The organism is Citrobacter sp. Ca225 (assembly GCF_030337175.1).
Lineage (GTDB): Bacteria > Pseudomonadota > Gammaproteobacteria > Enterobacterales > Enterobacteriaceae > Citrobacter_A > Citrobacter_A amalonaticus.
The window spans coordinates 268,989-287,404 of record NZ_JAOWCD010000103.1; the positions used below are offsets into that span (position 1 = coordinate 268,989).

16 protein-coding genes and 1 pseudogene are annotated in these 18,416 nt (G+C 50.7%); 11 read left to right on the plus strand and 6 right to left on the minus strand.

Annotated elements, in window-relative coordinates; genetic code table 11:
- Positions 1-297 precede the first annotated feature (297 nt).
- The 10 genes and pseudogenes from OGW13_RS25125 (at position 298) to OGW13_RS25170 (ending at position 10,473) form a co-directional block, all read left to right on the plus strand.
- The gene (locus OGW13_RS25125) at positions 298-903 is read left to right on the plus strand and encodes a tyrosine-type DNA invertase (RefSeq protein WP_042999435.1); all 606 of its coding nucleotides are present in this window, start codon (positions 298-300) and stop codon (positions 901-903) included.
- A gap of 456 nt (positions 904-1,359) precedes the next feature.
- A pseudogene (locus OGW13_RS25130) lies at positions 1,360-1,969 on the plus strand (tyrosine-type DNA invertase).
- Positions 1,970-2,450: 481 nt separating this feature from the next.
- Positions 2,451-2,999, plus strand: coding sequence for a type 1 fimbrial major subunit FimA (fimA, locus tag OGW13_RS25135; protein ID WP_042999433.1), 549 nt, complete (start codon positions 2,451-2,453; stop codon positions 2,997-2,999).
- A gap of 68 nt (positions 3,000-3,067) precedes the next feature.
- The gene (gene fimI / locus OGW13_RS25140) at positions 3,068-3,607 is read left to right on the plus strand and encodes a type 1 fimbrial minor subunit FimI (protein WP_181627848.1); all 540 of its coding nucleotides are present in this window, start codon (positions 3,068-3,070) and stop codon (positions 3,605-3,607) included.
- A 56-nt stretch (positions 3,608-3,663) separates the two neighbouring features.
- Positions 3,664-4,368, plus strand: a complete 705-nt coding sequence (locus OGW13_RS25145) for a fimbria/pilus periplasmic chaperone (protein WP_042999431.1) — start codon at positions 3,664-3,666, stop codon at positions 4,366-4,368.
- A gap of 72 nt (positions 4,369-4,440) precedes the next feature.
- The gene (locus tag OGW13_RS25150; protein ID WP_222167681.1) at positions 4,441-7,062 is read left to right on the plus strand and encodes a fimbrial biogenesis usher protein; all 2,622 of its coding nucleotides are present in this window, start codon (positions 4,441-4,443) and stop codon (positions 7,060-7,062) included.
- A 10-nt stretch (positions 7,063-7,072) separates the two neighbouring features.
- A complete protein-coding gene (fimF, locus tag OGW13_RS25155) occupies positions 7,073-7,600 on the plus strand; it encodes a type 1 fimbrial adaptor subunit FimF (RefSeq protein ID WP_042999429.1) in 528 nt (175 codons plus the stop codon).
- Between the two features lie 12 nt (positions 7,601-7,612).
- Positions 7,613-8,113, plus strand: coding sequence for a type 1 fimbrial minor subunit FimG (fimG, locus tag OGW13_RS25160; protein WP_044254116.1), 501 nt, complete (start codon positions 7,613-7,615; stop codon positions 8,111-8,113).
- A gap of 16 nt (positions 8,114-8,129) precedes the next feature.
- A complete protein-coding gene (locus OGW13_RS25165) occupies positions 8,130-9,035 on the plus strand; it encodes a fimbrial protein (RefSeq protein WP_042999427.1) in 906 nt (301 codons plus the stop codon).
- Between the two features lie 16 nt (positions 9,036-9,051).
- Positions 9,052-10,473, plus strand: a complete 1,422-nt coding sequence (locus tag OGW13_RS25170) for an EAL domain-containing protein (protein WP_287116614.1) — start codon at positions 9,052-9,054, stop codon at positions 10,471-10,473.
- Between the two features lie 212 nt (positions 10,474-10,685).
- On the opposite strand, the gene OGW13_RS25175 is transcribed toward OGW13_RS25170, so the two are convergent.
- The 3 genes from OGW13_RS25175 to OGW13_RS25185 all read right to left on the minus strand — a co-directional run bounded on the left by OGW13_RS25175 (position 10,686) and on the right by OGW13_RS25185 (position 14,662).
- Positions 10,686-11,369 carry a LysR family transcriptional regulator gene (locus tag OGW13_RS25175; protein WP_287116615.1) on the minus strand — a complete coding sequence of 228 codons (684 nt, stop codon included), beginning with the start codon at positions 11,367-11,369 and terminating at the stop codon, positions 10,686-10,688.
- A gap of 109 nt (positions 11,370-11,478) precedes the next feature.
- Positions 11,479-13,242 (minus strand): sulfatase, encoded by a 1,764-nt coding sequence (locus tag OGW13_RS25180; RefSeq protein WP_287116616.1) that lies wholly within the window; start codon positions 13,240-13,242, stop codon positions 11,479-11,481.
- A gap of 1 nt (position 13,243) precedes the next feature.
- Complete coding sequence (locus OGW13_RS25185) at positions 13,244-14,662, minus strand: MFS transporter (protein ID WP_187251036.1); 1,419 nt, start codon at positions 14,660-14,662, stop codon at positions 13,244-13,246.
- Between the two features lie 517 nt (positions 14,663-15,179).
- Between OGW13_RS25185 and OGW13_RS25190 the strand changes: the two genes are divergently transcribed.
- Positions 15,180-15,863, plus strand: a complete 684-nt coding sequence (locus OGW13_RS25190; protein ID WP_192926969.1) for a helix-turn-helix transcriptional regulator — start codon at positions 15,180-15,182, stop codon at positions 15,861-15,863.
- Positions 15,864-15,876: 13 nt separating this feature from the next.
- Here the strand turns inward: OGW13_RS25190 and OGW13_RS25195 are convergent, their stop codons facing one another.
- The 3 genes from OGW13_RS25195 to OGW13_RS25205 form a co-directional block, all read right to left on the minus strand.
- Positions 15,877-16,512, minus strand: coding sequence for an acyl-homoserine-lactone synthase (locus OGW13_RS25195; RefSeq protein ID WP_042999420.1), 636 nt, complete (start codon positions 16,510-16,512; stop codon positions 15,877-15,879).
- A gap of 489 nt (positions 16,513-17,001) precedes the next feature.
- Entirely contained in the window at positions 17,002-17,307 is a 306-nt protein-coding gene (locus tag OGW13_RS25200; RefSeq protein WP_109739458.1) for an antibiotic biosynthesis monooxygenase family protein, read from the minus strand.
- A gap of 88 nt (positions 17,308-17,395) precedes the next feature.
- Complete coding sequence (locus tag OGW13_RS25205; protein WP_042999418.1) at positions 17,396-18,331, minus strand: LysR family transcriptional regulator; 936 nt, start codon at positions 18,329-18,331, stop codon at positions 17,396-17,398.
- Positions 18,332-18,416 lie beyond the last annotated feature (85 nt).

The window sequence follows — 18,416 nt, forward strand, 5'->3', positions numbered from 1 at the left end:
TCGGGGTATTCCGGAATGGGCTCGATCGTAGAACAGCAATAACGTTTATTGATTCAGTAAGATAAGCAAAAACACAAGACCAGAGGAGGCACCCAGTCGATAATGTCACGACGTTATGACGAAACAACATACAGCCATTTTCATTATCCGCTCACGTCCTTCTGTAGCGAAGCAACGTTGCATACGATTAGCGCCTACCGTGCAGTACAAATAAATCATGAGTTAAAACCGGATAAGACCATTGGATTAATGGAAATCAGCAGAACGCTTGCGCACCTGCAATCAAAAGGGAACCTAATGAAAAATAACGCCGATAATAAGAAGAGGAATTTCCTGACTCAAAATGAAATAGAGTCACTTCTCAAAGCAGCAAACACGGGACCACACGCTGCCCGCAATTACTGTCTGACCTTATTGTGTTTTATTCATGGATTTCGTGCCAGTGAAATCTGTCGCCTGCAAATATCAGATATTGATATTAAATCTCGATGTATTTATATTCACCGCCTGAAAAAAGGTTTTTCGACAACACATCCATTATTAAGAGAAGAAATTCAGGCGTTAAAAAACTGGCTGACTATACGAACTGACTATCCTCATGCCAACAGTGAGTGGCTATTTTTATCAAGAAAAGGAAACCCTCTTTCTCGCCAACAGTTTTATCAAATCATTTCAGCCTCGGGCGATCACGCTGGGCTCCCGCTTGAAATTCATCCGCATATGCTTCGTCACTCATGCGGTTTTGCATTAGCCAATATGGGGATCGACACCCGTCTCATCCAGGATTACCTGGGACACCGTAACATTCGCCATACCGTCTGGTACACCGCCAGTAACGCTGGTCGATTTTACGGTATCTGGGATGACGCTAAACTCAAACAGCATAATGCTATTTCACTGTGACAGATACAACACCATGGATGGTGTTAAAACCACGATAAACAAAGCATTAATAATATTTAACCATATATTTATTATGCTTATTGTTCACTTCCATCCTTATTTGCAGCAGAATTAAACAGTTTTATTATATCCATGTAATGAATCAGGATACTTTTTTCAACATGACCTTTTCGTCAAACAAACCTTCGCCACCTTCTCACCTCTGTAACTATTTTTCGTTTAAATTTATACACCTGACTTTGTCTACAACAGCCGCTATTGTCGCACCTGATAAAATCAATAAAAATAAGACTTATCACGTGGTAATAATAGCTACGTATGTAAAAGTGATGTAATCACCAACGGTGATTAATCCCTCAAATATAATATGCCTTTAACATCGTGGATTATTTTTTAATCGCATGATGTTTTCTACAGGTGTTCATTAACAGAAACATATTTCAGGAGTAATGCATTGTGAATCGACGTCGTTATCTTACTGGCAAAGAAGTACAAGCCATGATGCAGGCTGCCCGACATGGCGCAACCGGAGAGCGAGATTATTGTCTTATTTTGCTGGCGTTCCGTCACGGCATGCGCATCAGTGAACTCCTCGATTTGCATTATCGCGACCTCGATCTCAACGAGGGACGAATCAATGTCCGTCGACTGAAAAACGGATTTTCCACCATTCATCCACTGCGTTTTGATGAGCGTGAGGCCGTTGAACGCTGGAGTCAGGAACGCGCAGGCTGGAGAGGCGCAGGCCGCACTGACGCCGTGTTTATCTCCCGCCGGGGGACACCGCTTTCTCGCCAGCAGGCATATCGCATTATTCGGGCTGCGGGGGTTGATGCTGGCACCGTTACCCATACTCACCCCCATATGCTCCGTCACGCCTGCGGTTATGAACTTGCCGAACGGGGAGCCGATACGCGACTGATTCAGGATTATCTTGGCCATCGAAATATTCGTCATACCGTCCGTTATACCGCCAGCAACGCCGCACGTTTCGCCGGATTATGGGAGAGAAGCAGCCTGTTAGAGGTCATTTCGCAGGAGAAAAAGAAATAAGCTAACGGATTGATATAAAAAGGAAAGTCTTTACCTGAACAGGTCAATTGGGGCCAAACTGTTTATATCATAAAAAGAATTAGTAAAGCTTTGCAACTAACAAGTTAGGAATTATCGATAAACACTCTTTATCTCATTGATTAGAATAGTATTACCTCCAACATTTTTTCACATTTACCACCGCCGTTTACGCGCTTTCACCATTTCTCCACCTGACTCCTGCACCATTTCAGTCATCTACATAAAACTATTTTTCAGTTTTTTATATCAAAAAATTGCAACCATAAGAAACAAAAAACCAATAATAAAGAAATAATATGCCATTTAAAGCCGTTTATACCAACGAGTCAAAATGGCCCCAATTGACTCATTCATTGGGTAAAAACTGTGCAGAACCGGCAGTCGCCCCATTCGGCTGAAATATGGAATGCCTGGAAGGCACAACGACTGGCCATTTCGGTTCGTGATATCGACATTGTTTAAAGGAAAACAGCATGAAAATTAAAACACTGGCTATCGTTGCTATGTCAGCCCTGTCCCTGACCTCCGCGGCGGCTCTGGCCGATACCACCACGGTAAACGGCGGTACAGTGCATTTTAAAGGAGAAGTCGTTAACGCAGCCTGCGCCGTCGACGCCGGTTCAGTCGAACAAACCGTTCAGCTTGGTCAGGTTCGTTCGGCAAAACTGGCTACTGCGGGCAGCACCAGTTCTGCGGTCGGTTTCAACATTCAGCTTGATGATTGTGATACCAGCGTGTCAACCAAAGCCTCTGTCGCGTTTTCTGGCACGGCCGTTGATACCACCAACAACACCGTACTGGCACTGCAGGGCTCTGCTGCCGGTAGCGCCACTAACGTTGGCGTCCAGATCCTCGACAACAAAGGCACCCCACTGGCGCTGGACGGCGCAACCTTTAGCGCAGCAACAACCCTGAACGATGGCACGAATATCATCCCGTTCCAGGCACGTTACTACGCCACGGGCGCCGCAACTGCCGGTACCGCTAACGCAGACGCCACCTTCAAAGTTCAATACGAGTAATTCATCACGCAAGGATGCACCAGGGGCCAGGAAGGCCTGTTATCCGTAATGGGACTGAGGTGATAACGATGCAAAGGATGAAATCAGGTCTGCTGATGCTTTTACTTCCCGCCTGCGCGCTGGCCGGCAACAAGTGGAACGTGACGTTACCTGGCGGAAACATGCGTTTCCAGGGGGTCATTATTGCCGAATCTTGCCGCGTTGAAGCTGGCGATCGCCAGATGACCGTGCAAATGGGGCAGATCAGCAGCAATCGATTTCATGCGCCAGGGGAGGATATCAATCCGGTTTCTTTCGATATTCAGCTTCAGGAGTGCAGTACCGCCGTAAGTCAACGCGTCGGCGTGGCATTTCATGGCGTCGCGGATGGTAAAAACCCTGACGTTCTCTCCGTAGGAGAAGGTCCGGGGATCGCCAGCGGTATCGGGATAGCGTTATTTGATAAAGAGGGTAGCCAACTCCCACTTAACGGCCCACCGACGAGCTGGGCACGGCTTTACTCCGGGCCAACCACACTGCATTTCGTTGCGAAATACCGTTCTACCGGACGTCAGGTCACCGGTGGGGTCGCGAATGCACAAGCCTGGTTCTCTTTGACCTACCAGTAACAACCCCGCAGAGATAGCAAATACAGGAAACGACGGTGAATACAGCAAGGATAAACATGAAAAAAACACGCACCATGATGCGCAACCTGCTGGGCGGGATGCTGATGATAGCCGTCATGGGATTATTCACACCGGCTGAAGCTGGCGTTGCGCTGGGGGCAACACGGGTGATTTATCCGGCGGGTCAAAAACAGGTGCAACTGGCGGTCACCAATAATGATGACAGCAGCACGTATCTGATCCAGTCCTGGGTAGAAAATGCCGAGGGCGTCAAAGACGGACGTTTTGTGGTCACACCACCGCTGTTTGCCATGCAGGGAAAAAAGGAGAACACCTTACGCATCCTTGATGCAACCAACAATCAGTTACCACAGGACCGCGAGAGTCTGTTCTGGATGAACGTCAAAGCCATTCCGTCGATGGACAAATCCAGGCTCAGCGATAACACCCTGCAACTGGCCATTATCAGCCGTATCAAGCTGTATTACCGTCCAGCCGGTCTCGCGCTGCCGCCAGATCAGGCCGCAGAAAAACTCACTTTCCGCCGCAGCGCAGGCACGCTCACATTGATCAACCCAACGCCGTACTACCTGACGGTGACCGAACTCAATGCCGGCACCCGGGTACTGGAAAATGCCCTTGTGCCTCCCCTGGGCGAAGCCCGCGTGAAGTTGCCAGCCGATGCGGGCAGCGAGATTACTTATAAAACCATTAATGACTATGGCGCACTCACGCCGCGCATGAAAGGCGCACTGCGATAACGAACAGGGAATCCGCGTGATCCCTGAATAAAAAAAGAACTGACAGCCGGGCGATTTTGAACCGGAGGGACTATGTCATATCTGAAACCTGGACTCGTCCACAGGCGGCGTTATGCACCACTTTTGTCAGGCGCAATGGCGCAGATCCCCTTTGCCTTTTTGCTTGCCTCACACACATTTTCCGCGCAGGCAGAACTCTATTTTAACCCGCGCTTTCTGGCGGACGATCCGGCTGCCGTCGCGGATCTTTCCGGTTTTGAAAAGGGACATGAGCTCCCCCCCGGCACGTATCGCGTCGATATTTATCTGAACGAGGGGTTTATGACCACCCGCGACGTCACTTTTCATGCCAGCGACAACCACCGCGAACTGACTCCATGCCTGACGCGTGAACAGCTCGCCGCAATGGGGCTGAACACCGCTGCCGTCAGTGGAATGAACGTGTTGGCAGCGGATACCTGTGTCCCGTTAACGGAAATGATCCTTGACGCCACCACCCGTTTAGATGTGGGTCAGCAGCGGTTGTATTTGACGATTCCTCAGGTCTTTATGGGAAATCAGGCTCGCGGTTATATCCCGCCGGAACGCTGGGATCATGGGATTACCGCCGGGCTACTGAATTACAACTTCACCGGCAACAATGTCCAGAACGACGTCGGCGGCAGCAGCAACTACGCCTACTTAAACCTGCAAAGTGGCCTTAATCTGGGCGCGTGGCGTCTGCGCGACAATACCACCTGGAGCTACAGCAGCGGCGGGAGTGCCTCGAGCAATGAAAACAAATGGCAGCACGTTAATACCTGGCTGGAAAGAGACATCACGCCGTTGCGCTCACGCCTGACACTCGGCGACAGCTATACCAACGGCGATGTCTTTGACGGTATTAACTTCCGCGGCGCGCAGCTCGCATCTGATGACAATATGCTGCCGGACAGCCAGAAAGGCTTTGCCCCGGTGATCCATGGGATTGCGCGCGGGACGGCACAGGTCTCCATCAAACAGAATGGCTATGAGATCTATCACAGCACGGTACCGCCTGGCCCCTTCAGCATTAGCGACCTGTATGCCGCGGGTAACGGCGGCGATCTGCAGGTTACCATCAAGGAAGCCGACGGGAGCAGCCAGAACTTCACCGTTCCTTACTCCTCAGTCCCGGTATTGCAACGTGAAGGCCATACCCGCTATGCCGTCACCGCCGGAGAGTACCGTAGCGGTAACGATCAGCAGGAAGAACCGACCTTTTTTCAGAGCACCATACTCCACGGCCTCCCGGCTGGCTGGACCTTGTACGGCGGTACACAACTGGCAGACCGCTACCGCGCCTTCAATCTGGGGGTGGGGAAAAACATGGGGGTGCTGGGGGCGCTGTCGGTGGACATCACTCAGGCCAATGCCACTCTGCCCGATGACAGCAAACATCAGGGACAATCGGTGCGTTTCCTCTATAACAAATCACTCAGCGACGTTGGCACGAATATCCAACTGGTGGGCTATCGCTACTCCACACGCGGATATTTTAGCTTTGCCGATACCACTTACCGTCGGATGAGCGGCCATGACGTCGAAACGCAGGATGGCGTGATTCAGGTTCAGCCGAAATTCACGGACTACTACAACCTCGCCTATAACAAGCGCGGCAAAGTGCAGGTGAGCCTGACCCAGCAGTTAGGCCGCACCGCCACGCTCTATCTGAGCGGAAGTCACCAGACTTACTGGGGCACCGACAGCGCTGATGAACAATTGCAGGCCGGTCTGAATACCGCCATCGGCGATATCAACTGGACGCTGAGCTACAGCCTGACCAAAAACGCCTGGCAGGATGGTCGCGACCAGATGCTGGCTATTAACGTCAATATTCCTTTCAGCCACTGGCTGCGCTCGGACAGTCAGTCCGTCTGGCGACACGCCAGCGCCAGCTACAGCATGTCGAATGACCTCAACGGTCGAATGACCAACCTGGCGGGGCTGTATGGCACCGTGCTGGAAGACAATAACCTCAGCTACAGCGTGCAAACCGGCTATGCGGGCGGTGGTGAAGGTAACAGCAGCAGCACTGGCTATGCCACGCTGAACTATCGCGGCGGTTCTGGCAATGCCAACGTCGGTTACAGCCGTAGCGACGGACTCAAACAGTTCTATTACGGGATGAGCGGCGGCGTGCTGGCACATGCTAATGGCGTCACGCTGAGTCAACCACTCAATGACACGGTTGTGCTGATTAAGGCTCCCGGCGCTGAGGGCGCGAAAGTGGAAAACCAGACCGGAGTACGCACTGACTGGCGTGGCTATGCGGTGCTGCCTTACGCCACCGAGTACCGGGAAAACCGGGTGGCGCTGGATACCAATACGCTCGCCGATAACGTTGATCTGGATGAGGCAGTGGTCAACGTCGTCCCCACGCACGGCGCGATCGTCCGGGCGGAATTTAACGCCCACGTCGGGATGAAACTGCTGATGACGCTCATCCATAACGGCAAGCCGGTACCATTCGGCGCAATGGTAACCGCCGACAGCAGCCAAAGCAGCAGCATCGTCGCCGATAACGGTCAGGTTTATCTGAGCGGTATGCCGCTGGCAGGCAAGGTTCGGGTGAAATGGGGTGACGGCGCAAACGCCAGCTGTGTGGCGGAGTACCGCTTATCCGCAGAAAACCAACAACAGTTGCTCAGCCAGCTCACGGCGCAATGCCGCTAAGGACAAGATGATGAACAAACGTCTTTATCTGCTGGGTGCCATCTTCTCGCTGGTCAGCGCCAGTGCGTTCGCCGCCGACAGCACAATCACGATCAGCGGATATGTCAGGGATAACGCCTGCGCCGTGGCGGGCGAATCGAAAGATTTTACCGTCGATTTGCTGGATAACGCCGCTAAACAGTTCAGCCATATCGGCGCCACCACGCCTGTCGTCCCGTTTCGTATTGTGCTTTCTCCCTGCGGCACGTCGGTCACGGCGGTAAAAGTCGGTTTTATCGGTATTGCCGACAACGATAACACCCGCTTATTGAAACTCGACAGCGGAACATCGGCGGCGGCAGGGATGGGAATCGAGATCCTCAACGGCCAGCAAACGACACTGCCGCTGAATGCCGGGTCCGCCACCCTTCCGTGGACGACCCTGACGCCCGGTCAGACCAATACGCTTAACTTTTATGCCCGCCTGATGGCAACGCAGCTCCCCGTCACGCCGGGACACGTCAATGCAACAGCGACGTTCACTCTTGAATTTCAGTAAGCGGAGGCTTTGATGAAATGGTTTCAACCCCGGTGGCTACTGACAGTCATCCTTGCCGCTTCTGCTGTTGTGCAGGCGGCTGACGTGACCATTACCGTGAACGGGAAAGTGGTCGCCAAGCCGTGCACGGTGTCGACCACCACTGCCACCGTCGAACTGGGCGATCTCTACACCTTCAGTCTGGTCAATGCCGGTTCCTCCTCCGCGTGGCACAGCGTGGCGCTTGAGCTAAGCAATTGTCCGGTGGGCACCTCGCGCGTCACCGCCAGCTTCAGCGGTACCGCCGACAGCACGGGCTACTACAAAAACCAGGGGACTGCCGGAAATATCCAGCTTGAACTCCAGGATGACAGCGGTAACAGACTGAACACCGGCGCGACAAAATCAGTGGTGGTGGATGACGCCTCGCAATCCGCCCGTTTTCCTTTGCAGGTCAGGGCGTTGTCGGTCAACGGCGGCGCAACCCAGGGAACGATCCAGGCGGTGATTAACGTGACCTATACCTATGCATGACCAGGAGAGTATGTTGATGAAAAGAGTCGTAACCCTGTTGACGACACTGTTGCTGATGGGCTGGTCAATCAATGCCTGGTCCTTTGCGTGCAAAACCGCCAGCGGCGCGACCATTCCCATTGGCGGTGGTAGCGCGAACGTCTACGTTGATCTCTCGCCTGCGGTTAACGTCGGGCAAAACCTGGTGGTCGACCTCTCAACGCAGATTTTTTGTCATAACGATTATCCCGAAACCATCACTGACTATGTCACCCTTCAGCAGGGGTCCGCTTACGGCGGCGTGTTATCGAGTTTTTCCGGCTCCGTAAGATACAACGGCTCCAGCTACCCGTTTCCGACCACCAGCGAAACCGCACGGATGATCTATGACTCGAGAGTCGATAAGCCGTGGCCGACCGTCCTGTATCTGACGCCAATCAGCTCTGCGGGCGGCGTCGCAATCAGTGCAGGAACGCTTATTGCTAAACTCATTCTCCGCCAGACCAACAACAAAAACAGCGATGACTTTCAGTTCGTCTGGAGCATTTATGCGAACAATAGTGTGGTCATTCCGACTGGCGGCTGCGATGTCTCCTCCCGCAACGTCACGGTTACGCTGCCGGACTATCCGGGCTCCGCCCCCGTTCCGCTGACGGTCTACTGCGCGCAGAGCCAAAATCTGACGTATTACCTCTCCGGCACCACCGCAGATTCCGCCAATTCGATCTTTACCAATACCGCGTCGTCTTCGCCCGCGAAGGGCATCGGTGTTCAGCTCACGCGCAACGGTACCATCGTCCCCGCCAACAGCACCGTGTCATTAGGCACGGTCGGCACCTCTGCCGTGAGCCTCGGCTTAACGGCTAACTACGCGCGAACCAGCGGACAAGTGACGGCAGGCAATGTTCAGTCAATCATTGGGGTGACGTTTGTTTATCAGTGATGTGGGAAAGCCGGGGATGGACTACATTTTGTCCCCCTGCCCCTGTGCCGCCGAAGGTCTCGCGAGGATGATGACGCCAGACCGCCAGCGTCTGGTGCTGCTTAATTCGCCGTCGCTGGATATCTCAACGCTTCCTGCACTGGCGTCAGCACGCCGGATCGTGGTGTTTCTTCCTGACGATCCCCTTTGGCTGCTCACCACGTTGCAGCAGGCGGCGCTTCTGCTGGAACAGGCCGCCGTCCCCCTACCGATGCTTATCCTCAGCCGCTGTCCTGACCGTTGGTTGTGGCACACGCTGGAGCATCTTGTGACGCGTCGCCGTCTGCTGACAGAAATCCGGGCCGTCGCCTCGGATTTACCGACACGTTGCATTGCCGCGCTATTGCGCGGGCACGGGTTGCAGGATGTCCCTCCTTTGGGCCAATGCGCAGATAACCCGACGTTGATTTATGACAAGCCGACAATCGGCCTCAGCAAACCAGAGCTCAACGCCATTGTGGATTTGCTGCACGGACACAACATCCTGGACCGGGCGCAACAGCGAGGCATCAGCCAAAAAACCCTTTATAATCAGAGAACTTCAGGACTTAAAAAGATGGCGGAACATTTCCCGCAACTGGCGACACACTTTCCCGGCAACCCAGAAACGCGGCTGAACAGAAGCGGTAGCGATGCGTTATCCGCCTTCGAACGTGAATTCGTCCATGCCATCCGTTGCCGGCAACTCTTTCCGGTGTTTCAACCGATTGTGGATAGCCACCACCGTTTACAAGGGATGGAAATACTCTCACGCTGGCGGCGCGAGGGTACGGTCCTGCAACCCGGCGCATTTTTGCCACAAATACGTGCTGAATACGCCTGGCAGGTGCTGACCGCATTTGTTTTGCAGGAAGCGATACAGAAAATCAACCAGCATCCCGGGGAGTTTTATTTCTCACTTAATATCCCTGCCACCCTCGCCAGCCATGAATGCCTTCCACGAATGCTGGAAGCGGCGAAACAACAACTGGTGTCGCCACAGCAAACGGACAGACTGGTGCTGGAATTTGCTGAGACCATCGAGTTCAGTCAAAGGGGAAAAACCGCCGCGAACATCAACAAATTAAAACGGCTCGGCTTTCGGATTATGCTCGATGACTGTTTCTCACAAGGTAGCGTGATGTTTCCGGTCAGGCAGATCCAGTTTAACGAATATAAGCTGGATATGTGTATTATCAATGAGATGCAACGCGATCCACACGCGCTGGCGCTGATAAAAAGCCTGAACTATTACTGTATGCTGACCGGTAGTCGCTGCGTTGCCGAAGGGGTCGACAGTGAAGAGAAATTTACGATATTGAAAGCATTAGGTATCGATCGCTTTCAGGGATATCTCATCTCCCCGCCGGTAGGCGGGAATATGCTTGAACGGTTTGTGGACCGCTACATATCATTCTGATCAAACATGCTTTTTGACGAAATGATGGTCTCAATAAATTTTTTCTTATGGTCATACTTCAGCACATCGTCTATATACATGATGCCGGTATCAAAGGAGGGAATGTTCTTCGCCAGATTGAGGCGACGCAGACCACGCTGACGCGCTTCGGCTTCCAGATGTATGGAAAGCGCCAGAATGCATTGCGTCTGTTTCGCCAGCGCAATAGCATTCTATACCGAACAGACTTCAAATCTGACCTTTTCTGGCGAAATAGGACAAAGCAAAGGATCGTTAAACTCTTCGTTTTCCGATTCATGCTTAAGAATGACCCACTCACAGTGATTAAGCTGCGCTTCGCTAATCTGCGGCACATACGCAAGCGGATGATCGCTCGCGCAATACAGGACAAACCGGGTCGTGAAGATGGGAAGGTAATTTATTGCCGCAATTCTGTTTTCCGCAGCGGGTATCGCCCCTAACGCAAGATCGCATTCGCCTTTCAGTAAATGCTGTTGCCCCAGTGCAGTATTACTGTTTTTGATCACCATCCGGATTTGCGGATACAGCCTCACATAGTCCTTCATCAGATGAAATAAGACGCCATGACTCCACGCGTGCCCGCACTCGATCACCAGTTGCTGTCTGTGGCTATGCTTTATCGCATCAATACTGAGTAAAGCCTGCTGGTAATTGCGATCCAGCAGGCAGGCATGCTGATACAGGCTTTCGCCATAAACCGTTAAGGAAATCTTTTTCCCCTCACGGAACAACAAAGGGATCCCCAACTCCGACTCGAGTCGTTGCATATTTTGGGTTAGGGTCGGTTGAGAGATAAACAGACTTTCCGCCGCCGAGGTAAAGGTCTTTTTATCTACCAGCACTTTGAACTGAAAAATTAATTTGTGTAAATACATTCGCCTCACCACGGTTTCCGGGATTGATGATGCCTGCCTGATGCGTAGCGATGAAGATAGACGGGAGCTCCGGCAAAATCGGGCTCCCGGATGAGTGAGGCATGCAGACTCAGTAGGGTTTATTGAACAGTCCGTAAAGTGCCGACTCATAATCACCGCTGTCATACAGCGCTTTCACCGCCTGCTTGGTGATGCTGCGCTGCCTGGAGATCGTTGCCAGATCCTGAAGGAATTTATCCCCTCCGGGGCAGGCCGCTATCTCAAGGAGCAATGCCCGGGTATCCGGATGCATATCAAGGCAGGCAAGAGAGCCTAAATACTGCTGCATCACCCGTTTGCGCATTTCATGTTCCTGTCGCACGAACTCCGCGTCAATACGCGCGTCGTCGACGGGGATCCCCAGACGCCGCCATTCATCTTCCGGAGCCTGCGCCTCACGCATTGCCTGCGACAGTTTGCGGATAAACAGCGCTTCACGTTCAGGATCGCAGAGCGGATGCTCCTGCTTCGCATCGTGAGCTAAATCGAACAGCAAATTGCCGTGCGCATAAGAACTGTAAAAACCGGCGGAACCCGGGATTTTCAGCACCGGTGTCTGGTGGGTGAAGACAAAACCAGGATGCAGAGTGGCTTCCTGCAATTCAGCGAGATTAAACATCCTGCGCATGCGCATCGGCATCAGCGTGTACTCGTATAGCGGGGTATTTTCCGGCGACTGGCTCCCTCTCATATAGACATAGCGACCATCGGTGATCGACACATGCGCGCCGAAATAGCCAAAAATAGCCTCTGATTTAATCGGCATTTGTCGCGCTATGACCGGAGACAATGCCTTGCCTGTCATGTTGTGCGTTTTCTCAATGCCAAACGCCTCCAGCAACGTCACCGCCAGATCGTGCATCTGCGCCAGTTGGGTTCGCGACTCGCCAGCCCGTCGACTTCTGGGATCCCAAATAAAGAAGGGGACATGCGCAATCTCGTTATACACCGGCATAACGCTTTTCCCCGACCACTCTTTTTCACCAAACATAAAACCGTGGTCGGTATTCACAATAAGCATTGTGTCCTGCCACAGATGATGTGCGTCGAAAAAGTCCAGCACCTGGCCAAGATATTCATCGCACATCAACATCAGCGCCTGATAATGCTTTTCACCGTTCACCACTTTCTGCGGATTATTGATCCTCTCTGTCGAACTGTATTCCGGCCAGTCGTCAGGGTTATTGACCAGTTCAGGATCGACCATGCGCTTGAAGCGATCCGGCACATAAAAGGGCTCATGCGGATCAAAACTCTCTATTTGCAATAACCAGTTATCCTGCTGATAGTTTTCCGCCAGGAAAGCCAGCCCGGCCTGATAACAGCGCGCCTGCGGGAAATCTTTCTCTTCACGCATATAACTGCGGTTAATCTGATCGTGCTCGATCATATTACGGCGCAGCGGTTCGGCGTTTTTCCATGAATCCAGTTCACGGGCGCCGTCGAAGCCAATCTTCGCTTTCCAGAGATCCCCCTCCTGCCCGCGCATAAACTCATAACTGCTGTAGCGATTATGGTAGGTCGCCCCGCCATCTTCCCAGTAGTGCTGATGGTCGGTAATTAAATGGCAATAGACGCCGTGCTTTTTAATGATTTCAAAAATAGAGTCATCAAAGGGTTCCAGCGGCCCCCAACTGCGATGCAGGAAATTCAGCCGTCCGGTATGCAAATCGCGTCGGGCTGGCATGCAGGGCATTGAGCCAACATAGAAATTATCAAAACGAACGGTTTTCCCCTCCAGTCGTTTAAAATTAGGCAGAGGAAATGCGTCGGCCTGATAAGCCGGGAGCTTATTACGACGCAGGGTATCAAACATCAGCATAACAACTTTCATATTACTCCCCATCCCCGAGCAGTTTCATGCAGATCGCCTGATGATTTTTTTTGTTCAGGGTATAAAAAATCATCGAAAACAGTGACAGGAGTTGCCCGCAAACCGGCGTCAGGACCATCAAAATAAGCAATCCATGTAATGTTCCCGCCGTTTGCGCCTGCGCGCCGGGTAGATAACCAATAAGATCAAGGACGCCGCCCAGCACAAAGGCACCCAGCGCAGAACCAAATTTGTTGGAGAACGTTAATGTGGAGGAGGCAATTCCGGCGGCATTCTTTTTCGTTTTCCAGCGTAATTCATCCGCGCAATCAGTGACCATCATCCAGGTAATCAGCGACCCGCCCTGACAAAACGCCATCACGCAGGCGAGTAATATCAAAGTACAGGTGACATTTTCAGGCGAGAAGGTGAGCCAGAGTATCAGCGAGGGAACCATGGCAATAAAACAGATGATCACAAATGCCGTTTTATTTCCATAGCGAGATACTAACCACTTAACCAGCAGATATATTGATGCGCCAAACAGCATATTCAGTAATGCTCCCGTCGCAACCAGCTTTGTATTGTGGAGAACCCACGTATAAAACTGAACGGTCACCCCGGCGGTAATCGCTAAGGACAGCGTGTTCGCCGAAGAGGCCAACGCCAGGCATCCCAGTGAACGACTACGAAAAGCCAGCGACAGCTGTTTGAAAACGGCCACCACAATATTCTGCTGTTCGCCCGCCGGGTCGGTCTGTAATCCCTTTTCATCGTGCACAATACGTTGCCAGTTATCCTGTCTGCGGGCGCCGTAAGCGCAAATCCAGAATCCCAGCGTGGTCACGACCCCAAATAAAATGCCGAGGTAGTGATAGCTATGAAAATCAACCACCACATTGCCCGTCGCATCCCGGGACTGGCTGAATGCAGATAAAATATAAATGCCGCCCGCGCTGACGATAAACTGGGCGATAATCCCGGTAAATTGCTTGAATAACACAATATTACTGCGTTCATTGACCTTGTCTGTAATGTAGGCCGTTAATGAGTGGTACGGGATATTCGACACGGTAGAGACAAGGGAGTAGAGCATATAAACGCAGGCGATATAAACCACCCTGCCCGTCGCGGAGAAATCCGGAGAGGCAAAAACCATCCAGGTTGTAAAACCCAGTACCGGTGCTGATGTGATTATCCAGAAGCGGTATTTACCCAGTCGCGTCCGGGTTCTGTCACCCATCGCGCCCATCACCGGATCGATAAACGCATCAATCCCCCGTGCGGCAAGCGTGATGGCGCCCACCGTGGCCGGATTCACACCATAGACATCAGAAGCATAGGTAATAAAGAAAACCAGCATCGCGTAAAAACTGAGGTTGGAGGCAAATCCGCCCCCCATCGCGTAGCAGAGTTTGTCAGAGACCGTCAGACGTTCCATTTTATTGTCCTTGTATTTTGTATGGCCTCCTTATTGTTAAAAAAGAGAGACTCGGGACGACAATTGTTTGCATCCTGAACCTATAGTAAAAACCTATAATCCCCCGCGCCTGCGCATCGCGTGGGTAAATAATATTTTGTAATTATTCAGTTTTTATTCCGCAGCCGTAACCGGCATTGATTAAACGCGCCGCTGGACAATATTCATATTTGTGACCCTGGTTCAATTTCCGCCACCGACAGTACGGGTGGCGCAATGGCCTGACATTGGCCCACACTCTGTCTTTACGCTCCTCTGCTCGTGATGTCTGGCATCCGATTGTGCCGCCCGGCTCAACAAACCTTCGGGGCCAACTTGACGGTCATGCCATGAACCTCAGCCCTGGCGTTTTTATACACAATTTGACATAAGGACAGGAAATATCGACTGTTGTGGGGTAAGTCCATTTTGTCAGGTAACGAGGCAGGCTATACTCTTTCAAACACTCATCTCAGAGGCAGCAACTGGCGTGAAGGATATGTATTACAACGATGAAGGGATCAATGCGTTAATCCAGAATGAACTGAATGCGTTCATTAAGGACTACAAAAATACGATCTACGCATATGCGATTATGAACAAGAAAGATCCCTCGCAAATGCAGATTATCAATAATAATCCTGAGTGGTTTAACATCTATCTTGAAAGAAAATACCAGTTTATTGACCCTGTTATTATTAGGGCTTTAAGCAGTGTTGAAGATTTTTTCTGGGAGAACAAGGTGCTGCTGGCGAACGGTTATAACCTGACGCGCATTTTCAGTGAAAGTTCTGAACACAATATTTATCAGGGTCAGACGTTTCCCCTGCATGACTATCTGAATAATCTTGTCGTATTATCCATCATCAGCCAGAAGGATTCGGGGATTGAGATGGAAGCCTGCCGCGCGCACTTCATGCATTTTCTCATTCAGTTACATCAAAAGACCCTTAATCTCTACAGTAAAGTGCATCAGAAAAAGAACGTTTTTTTGTCACCGCGCGAACGACAAATTTTGAAGTGGGTTAGTGCGGGTAAAACCTATGCCGAAGTCTCGGTTATATTGTCAATTGCAGAGCGAACCGTGAAATTTCATATGAGCAATGCAATGAAAAAGCTGGGCGTAAACAACGCCAGGCATGCGGTAAAACTTGGAATGGAGCTCAGATTACTGGATAACTGAACTCCGTGCGGGATTACAGACGGCGAAGTTGTTGAAGTATCTCGCGGAGCCAGTGGCTGGCCTTATCTTTGCTGATGATGCTCTCAATTGCGCTTTCACTCGCCGGCATAAAAATATAGTAGATAGTTTCACCTTTCTCAGAAAGTCCTTTCTGAATCACGTCAATTTTCCAGTTCGCATGACGGAAAATGGCATACATACCGCGACTGGCAACGGCGAACATGCCCCGATACTGTTTCTTCATGCAATAGACGATCATTGCCAGAAACAGTGCCTTACTGGCGGGCATCCCACGAAGGTTTCCGCAATCACGTCTCTCTTTATCTAAAAACAGGCGGCTCACTTCACAGCAGGGAATATCCGTAGGGAGCGTAATATTATCGAAGTACTCATGGAATATTTCGCTGATCATCGTCGGTTGCGTGGCATCGATAAATCGGGCGCCGCACAGGATTTCTCCCTCATGCATCCCTAACAGGTAAGTCGTGTTTTCGTTATCAAATTGATCCTTTTCCAGGCCATCAGTACATTCTACTTTCCAGTTGAGCCGCTCACGAAATGTTCGGTTTCTCAGGCGGTAGAGTTCAGTGGCAAAACCTGACGGCAACTCATCGCGATCAAGCAAAAAAAACTCAACAAAAGAGTTCATTTATTCATTCCTGATAATAACATTCCGAAATTATTATCCCCTGTCTTTTAGGACAGCTTTTTTTCAGGTCGGGTCTTACTTATACTTAAAAAATACCTGACTAATAGCGCTCGCGGCACATACTAGTCAGGCGGTCAAAGACCAACGTAACACCAGGGATAAATCCACCCGAGATTATCTAACATTTAGACTCCCGGGTACAGAATGCAATAAGCACTTAATCAATAAAAAACTATTAAAACACGACAAATATCAAATATTTTACCTTATTATATTGCCCCTTGTATTTTCAAGGGGTAATATTTAAGGTTGAGTTAACTATTAAGCTCAATGCTCTTCCTCGCTCGATCACATCCTTTTACATCACGCGCCATTTTCTCTTTCTGTCCCTCTACCTCCATCCTTATTTCTCTCTTGTAAGAAAATAGTCCTGTTTGCAAAGATTGCGTGAGATCAGCGGAAGTTACGCTTCCGTAAGATGGTCGAATTTTATCCTTCCGATGAATAATCTCGCAGAACGTGCGCAACGCGGATGCGGTAAAAAGAGAATATCGACTCCCGGCCTTCCCTTTGCGCTGCCCGGTGTTTCATGTTGCTCTTCCACACCGCGACGGCGTCTTCACTCTCCCACCAGGAAAGCGATAAAATCTTCCCTTCCGTACTCAGGCTTTTGAAACGCTCAATCGAAATGAAGCCCTCAATATTAACAAGTTCGTTCCTGAGTTCAGCGGCAAGCTGTAAATATCGCTCCTGCTGAGTCGGTACTGTATCCGCTTCAAAAATCACCGCTATCATAACAATCTCCTGGGTTAGCATTTCCGCTACTTTAGCGGTAAGTACCGGGCAATACTTCGCTGAAGACCGAATCATGCCTGGTTAGGGATCATGACGGCACATCCGCATTGAGCTTACTGTAGAACCCCTGTTCCAGTTTCGTTTCCAGTATTGACTGGACCTCAATCGCCAGGTTTTTATAGAACTCAGACAGTTCATCATCCTTACAGAGCAGGACAATTTTGCGGCGTTCTTTGCGATTGTTGATCCGGATGATCTTCAGCGAGTCAGTAAAGGCGGGAAGTGTGGTAATAAACAGCGGCGTGGTCAGCGTCCATCCGTAGCCGCAGGAAATTAATTTCAGAATGTCATCAGCATTATCCATTTCAAACTGGATAGACGGAGACAGGTTATTCCATTTCAGCCAGTTGAGCGTCTGGATGCCGGTCGGCGTATTGCGGGTATAGGCGATGTAGTCCCTGTTTTTACACAACTCTTCCAGCCGCGTTTCCGGCCAGGCTTTGGGACAAACGCACAGAAACTCCTCTTCAATCAGCGGGTACATTCTGACATTAGGCGGCATCTCGGTATGCAGCATCGTGATGGCCAGGTTAATGCTGCCCGTATTCAGCGCGGAAAGCAGCCCCGATGCTGTACCGGTAACCTGAAAAATATGTTTCACCTGCGGTTGTAGAAAGGTCAGGATATCCAGGCCGATAGATTTACCGATCGAATCCACAAAGCCGATTTTCAAATGTGAAATATGCCCGTGACTGATCGCGTTTATATGTTCCTGCAGATAAACACCGCTATCGATAATCTTTTTTCCCAGCGGGTACAGCGCCTGCCCGGCTATCGTCATCTGAATGGGTCGCTGTGAACGGTTAATCACTTCAGTCTTTAAGCCATTTTCCAGATTCGCGATCTGCTGAGAAATCGAGGATTGAGTCAGGTTGAGTTTCTTTGCCGCAGCGGTAAATGACCCCGTCTCAATGACTGCTAAAAACGCCTGTAACTGCTTAAAATCGAAGTTAATATCCTTCATTACCGCCTCTACTATTACATTTTTTAATAATGAGTATTTATCTTTTCAATGCTTTTTTTCTTTGAGCCACTTCAAATTATCTGTA

Bases quoted from the DNA above. Each gene is read 5' to 3' on its own strand.
- OGW13_RS25125 (WP_042999435.1), top strand. From the start codon at position 298: ATGAAAAATAACGCCGATAATAAGAAGAGGAATTTCCTGACTCAAAAT.
- OGW13_RS25190 (WP_192926969.1), top strand. From the start codon at position 15,180: ATGTATTACAACGATGAAGGGATCAATGCGTTAATCCAGAATGAACTG.
- fimG (WP_044254116.1), top strand. From the start codon at position 7,613: ATGAAATGGTTTCAACCCCGGTGGCTACTGACAGTCATCCTTGCCGCT.
- OGW13_RS25145 (WP_042999431.1), top strand. From the start codon at position 3,664: ATGAAAAAAACACGCACCATGATGCGCAACCTGCTGGGCGGGATGCTG.
- OGW13_RS25205 (WP_042999418.1), bottom strand. From the start codon at position 18,331: ATGAAGGATATTAACTTCGATTTTAAGCAGTTACAGGCGTTTTTAGCA.
- OGW13_RS25185 (WP_187251036.1), bottom strand. From the start codon at position 14,662: ATGGAACGTCTGACGGTCTCTGACAAACTCTGCTACGCGATGGGGGGC.
- fimA (WP_042999433.1), top strand. From the start codon at position 2,451: ATGAAAATTAAAACACTGGCTATCGTTGCTATGTCAGCCCTGTCCCTG.
- OGW13_RS25195 (WP_042999420.1), bottom strand. From the start codon at position 16,512: ATGAACTCTTTTGTTGAGTTTTTTTTGCTTGATCGCGATGAGTTGCCG.
- fimI (WP_181627848.1), top strand. From the start codon at position 3,068: ATGCAAAGGATGAAATCAGGTCTGCTGATGCTTTTACTTCCCGCCTGC.
- OGW13_RS25170 (WP_287116614.1), top strand. From the start codon at position 9,052: ATGGACTACATTTTGTCCCCCTGCCCCTGTGCCGCCGAAGGTCTCGCG.
- OGW13_RS25150 (WP_222167681.1), top strand. From the start codon at position 4,441: ATGTCATATCTGAAACCTGGACTCGTCCACAGGCGGCGTTATGCACCA.
- OGW13_RS25175 (WP_287116615.1), bottom strand. From the start codon at position 11,369: ATGTATTTACACAAATTAATTTTTCAGTTCAAAGTGCTGGTAGATAAA.
- OGW13_RS25165 (WP_042999427.1), top strand. From the start codon at position 8,130: ATGAAAAGAGTCGTAACCCTGTTGACGACACTGTTGCTGATGGGCTGG.
- OGW13_RS25180 (WP_287116616.1), bottom strand. From the start codon at position 13,242: ATGAAAGTTGTTATGCTGATGTTTGATACCCTGCGTCGTAATAAGCTC.
- OGW13_RS25200 (WP_109739458.1), bottom strand. From the start codon at position 17,307: ATGATAGCGGTGATTTTTGAAGCGGATACAGTACCGACTCAGCAGGAG.
- fimF (WP_042999429.1), top strand. From the start codon at position 7,073: ATGAACAAACGTCTTTATCTGCTGGGTGCCATCTTCTCGCTGGTCAGC.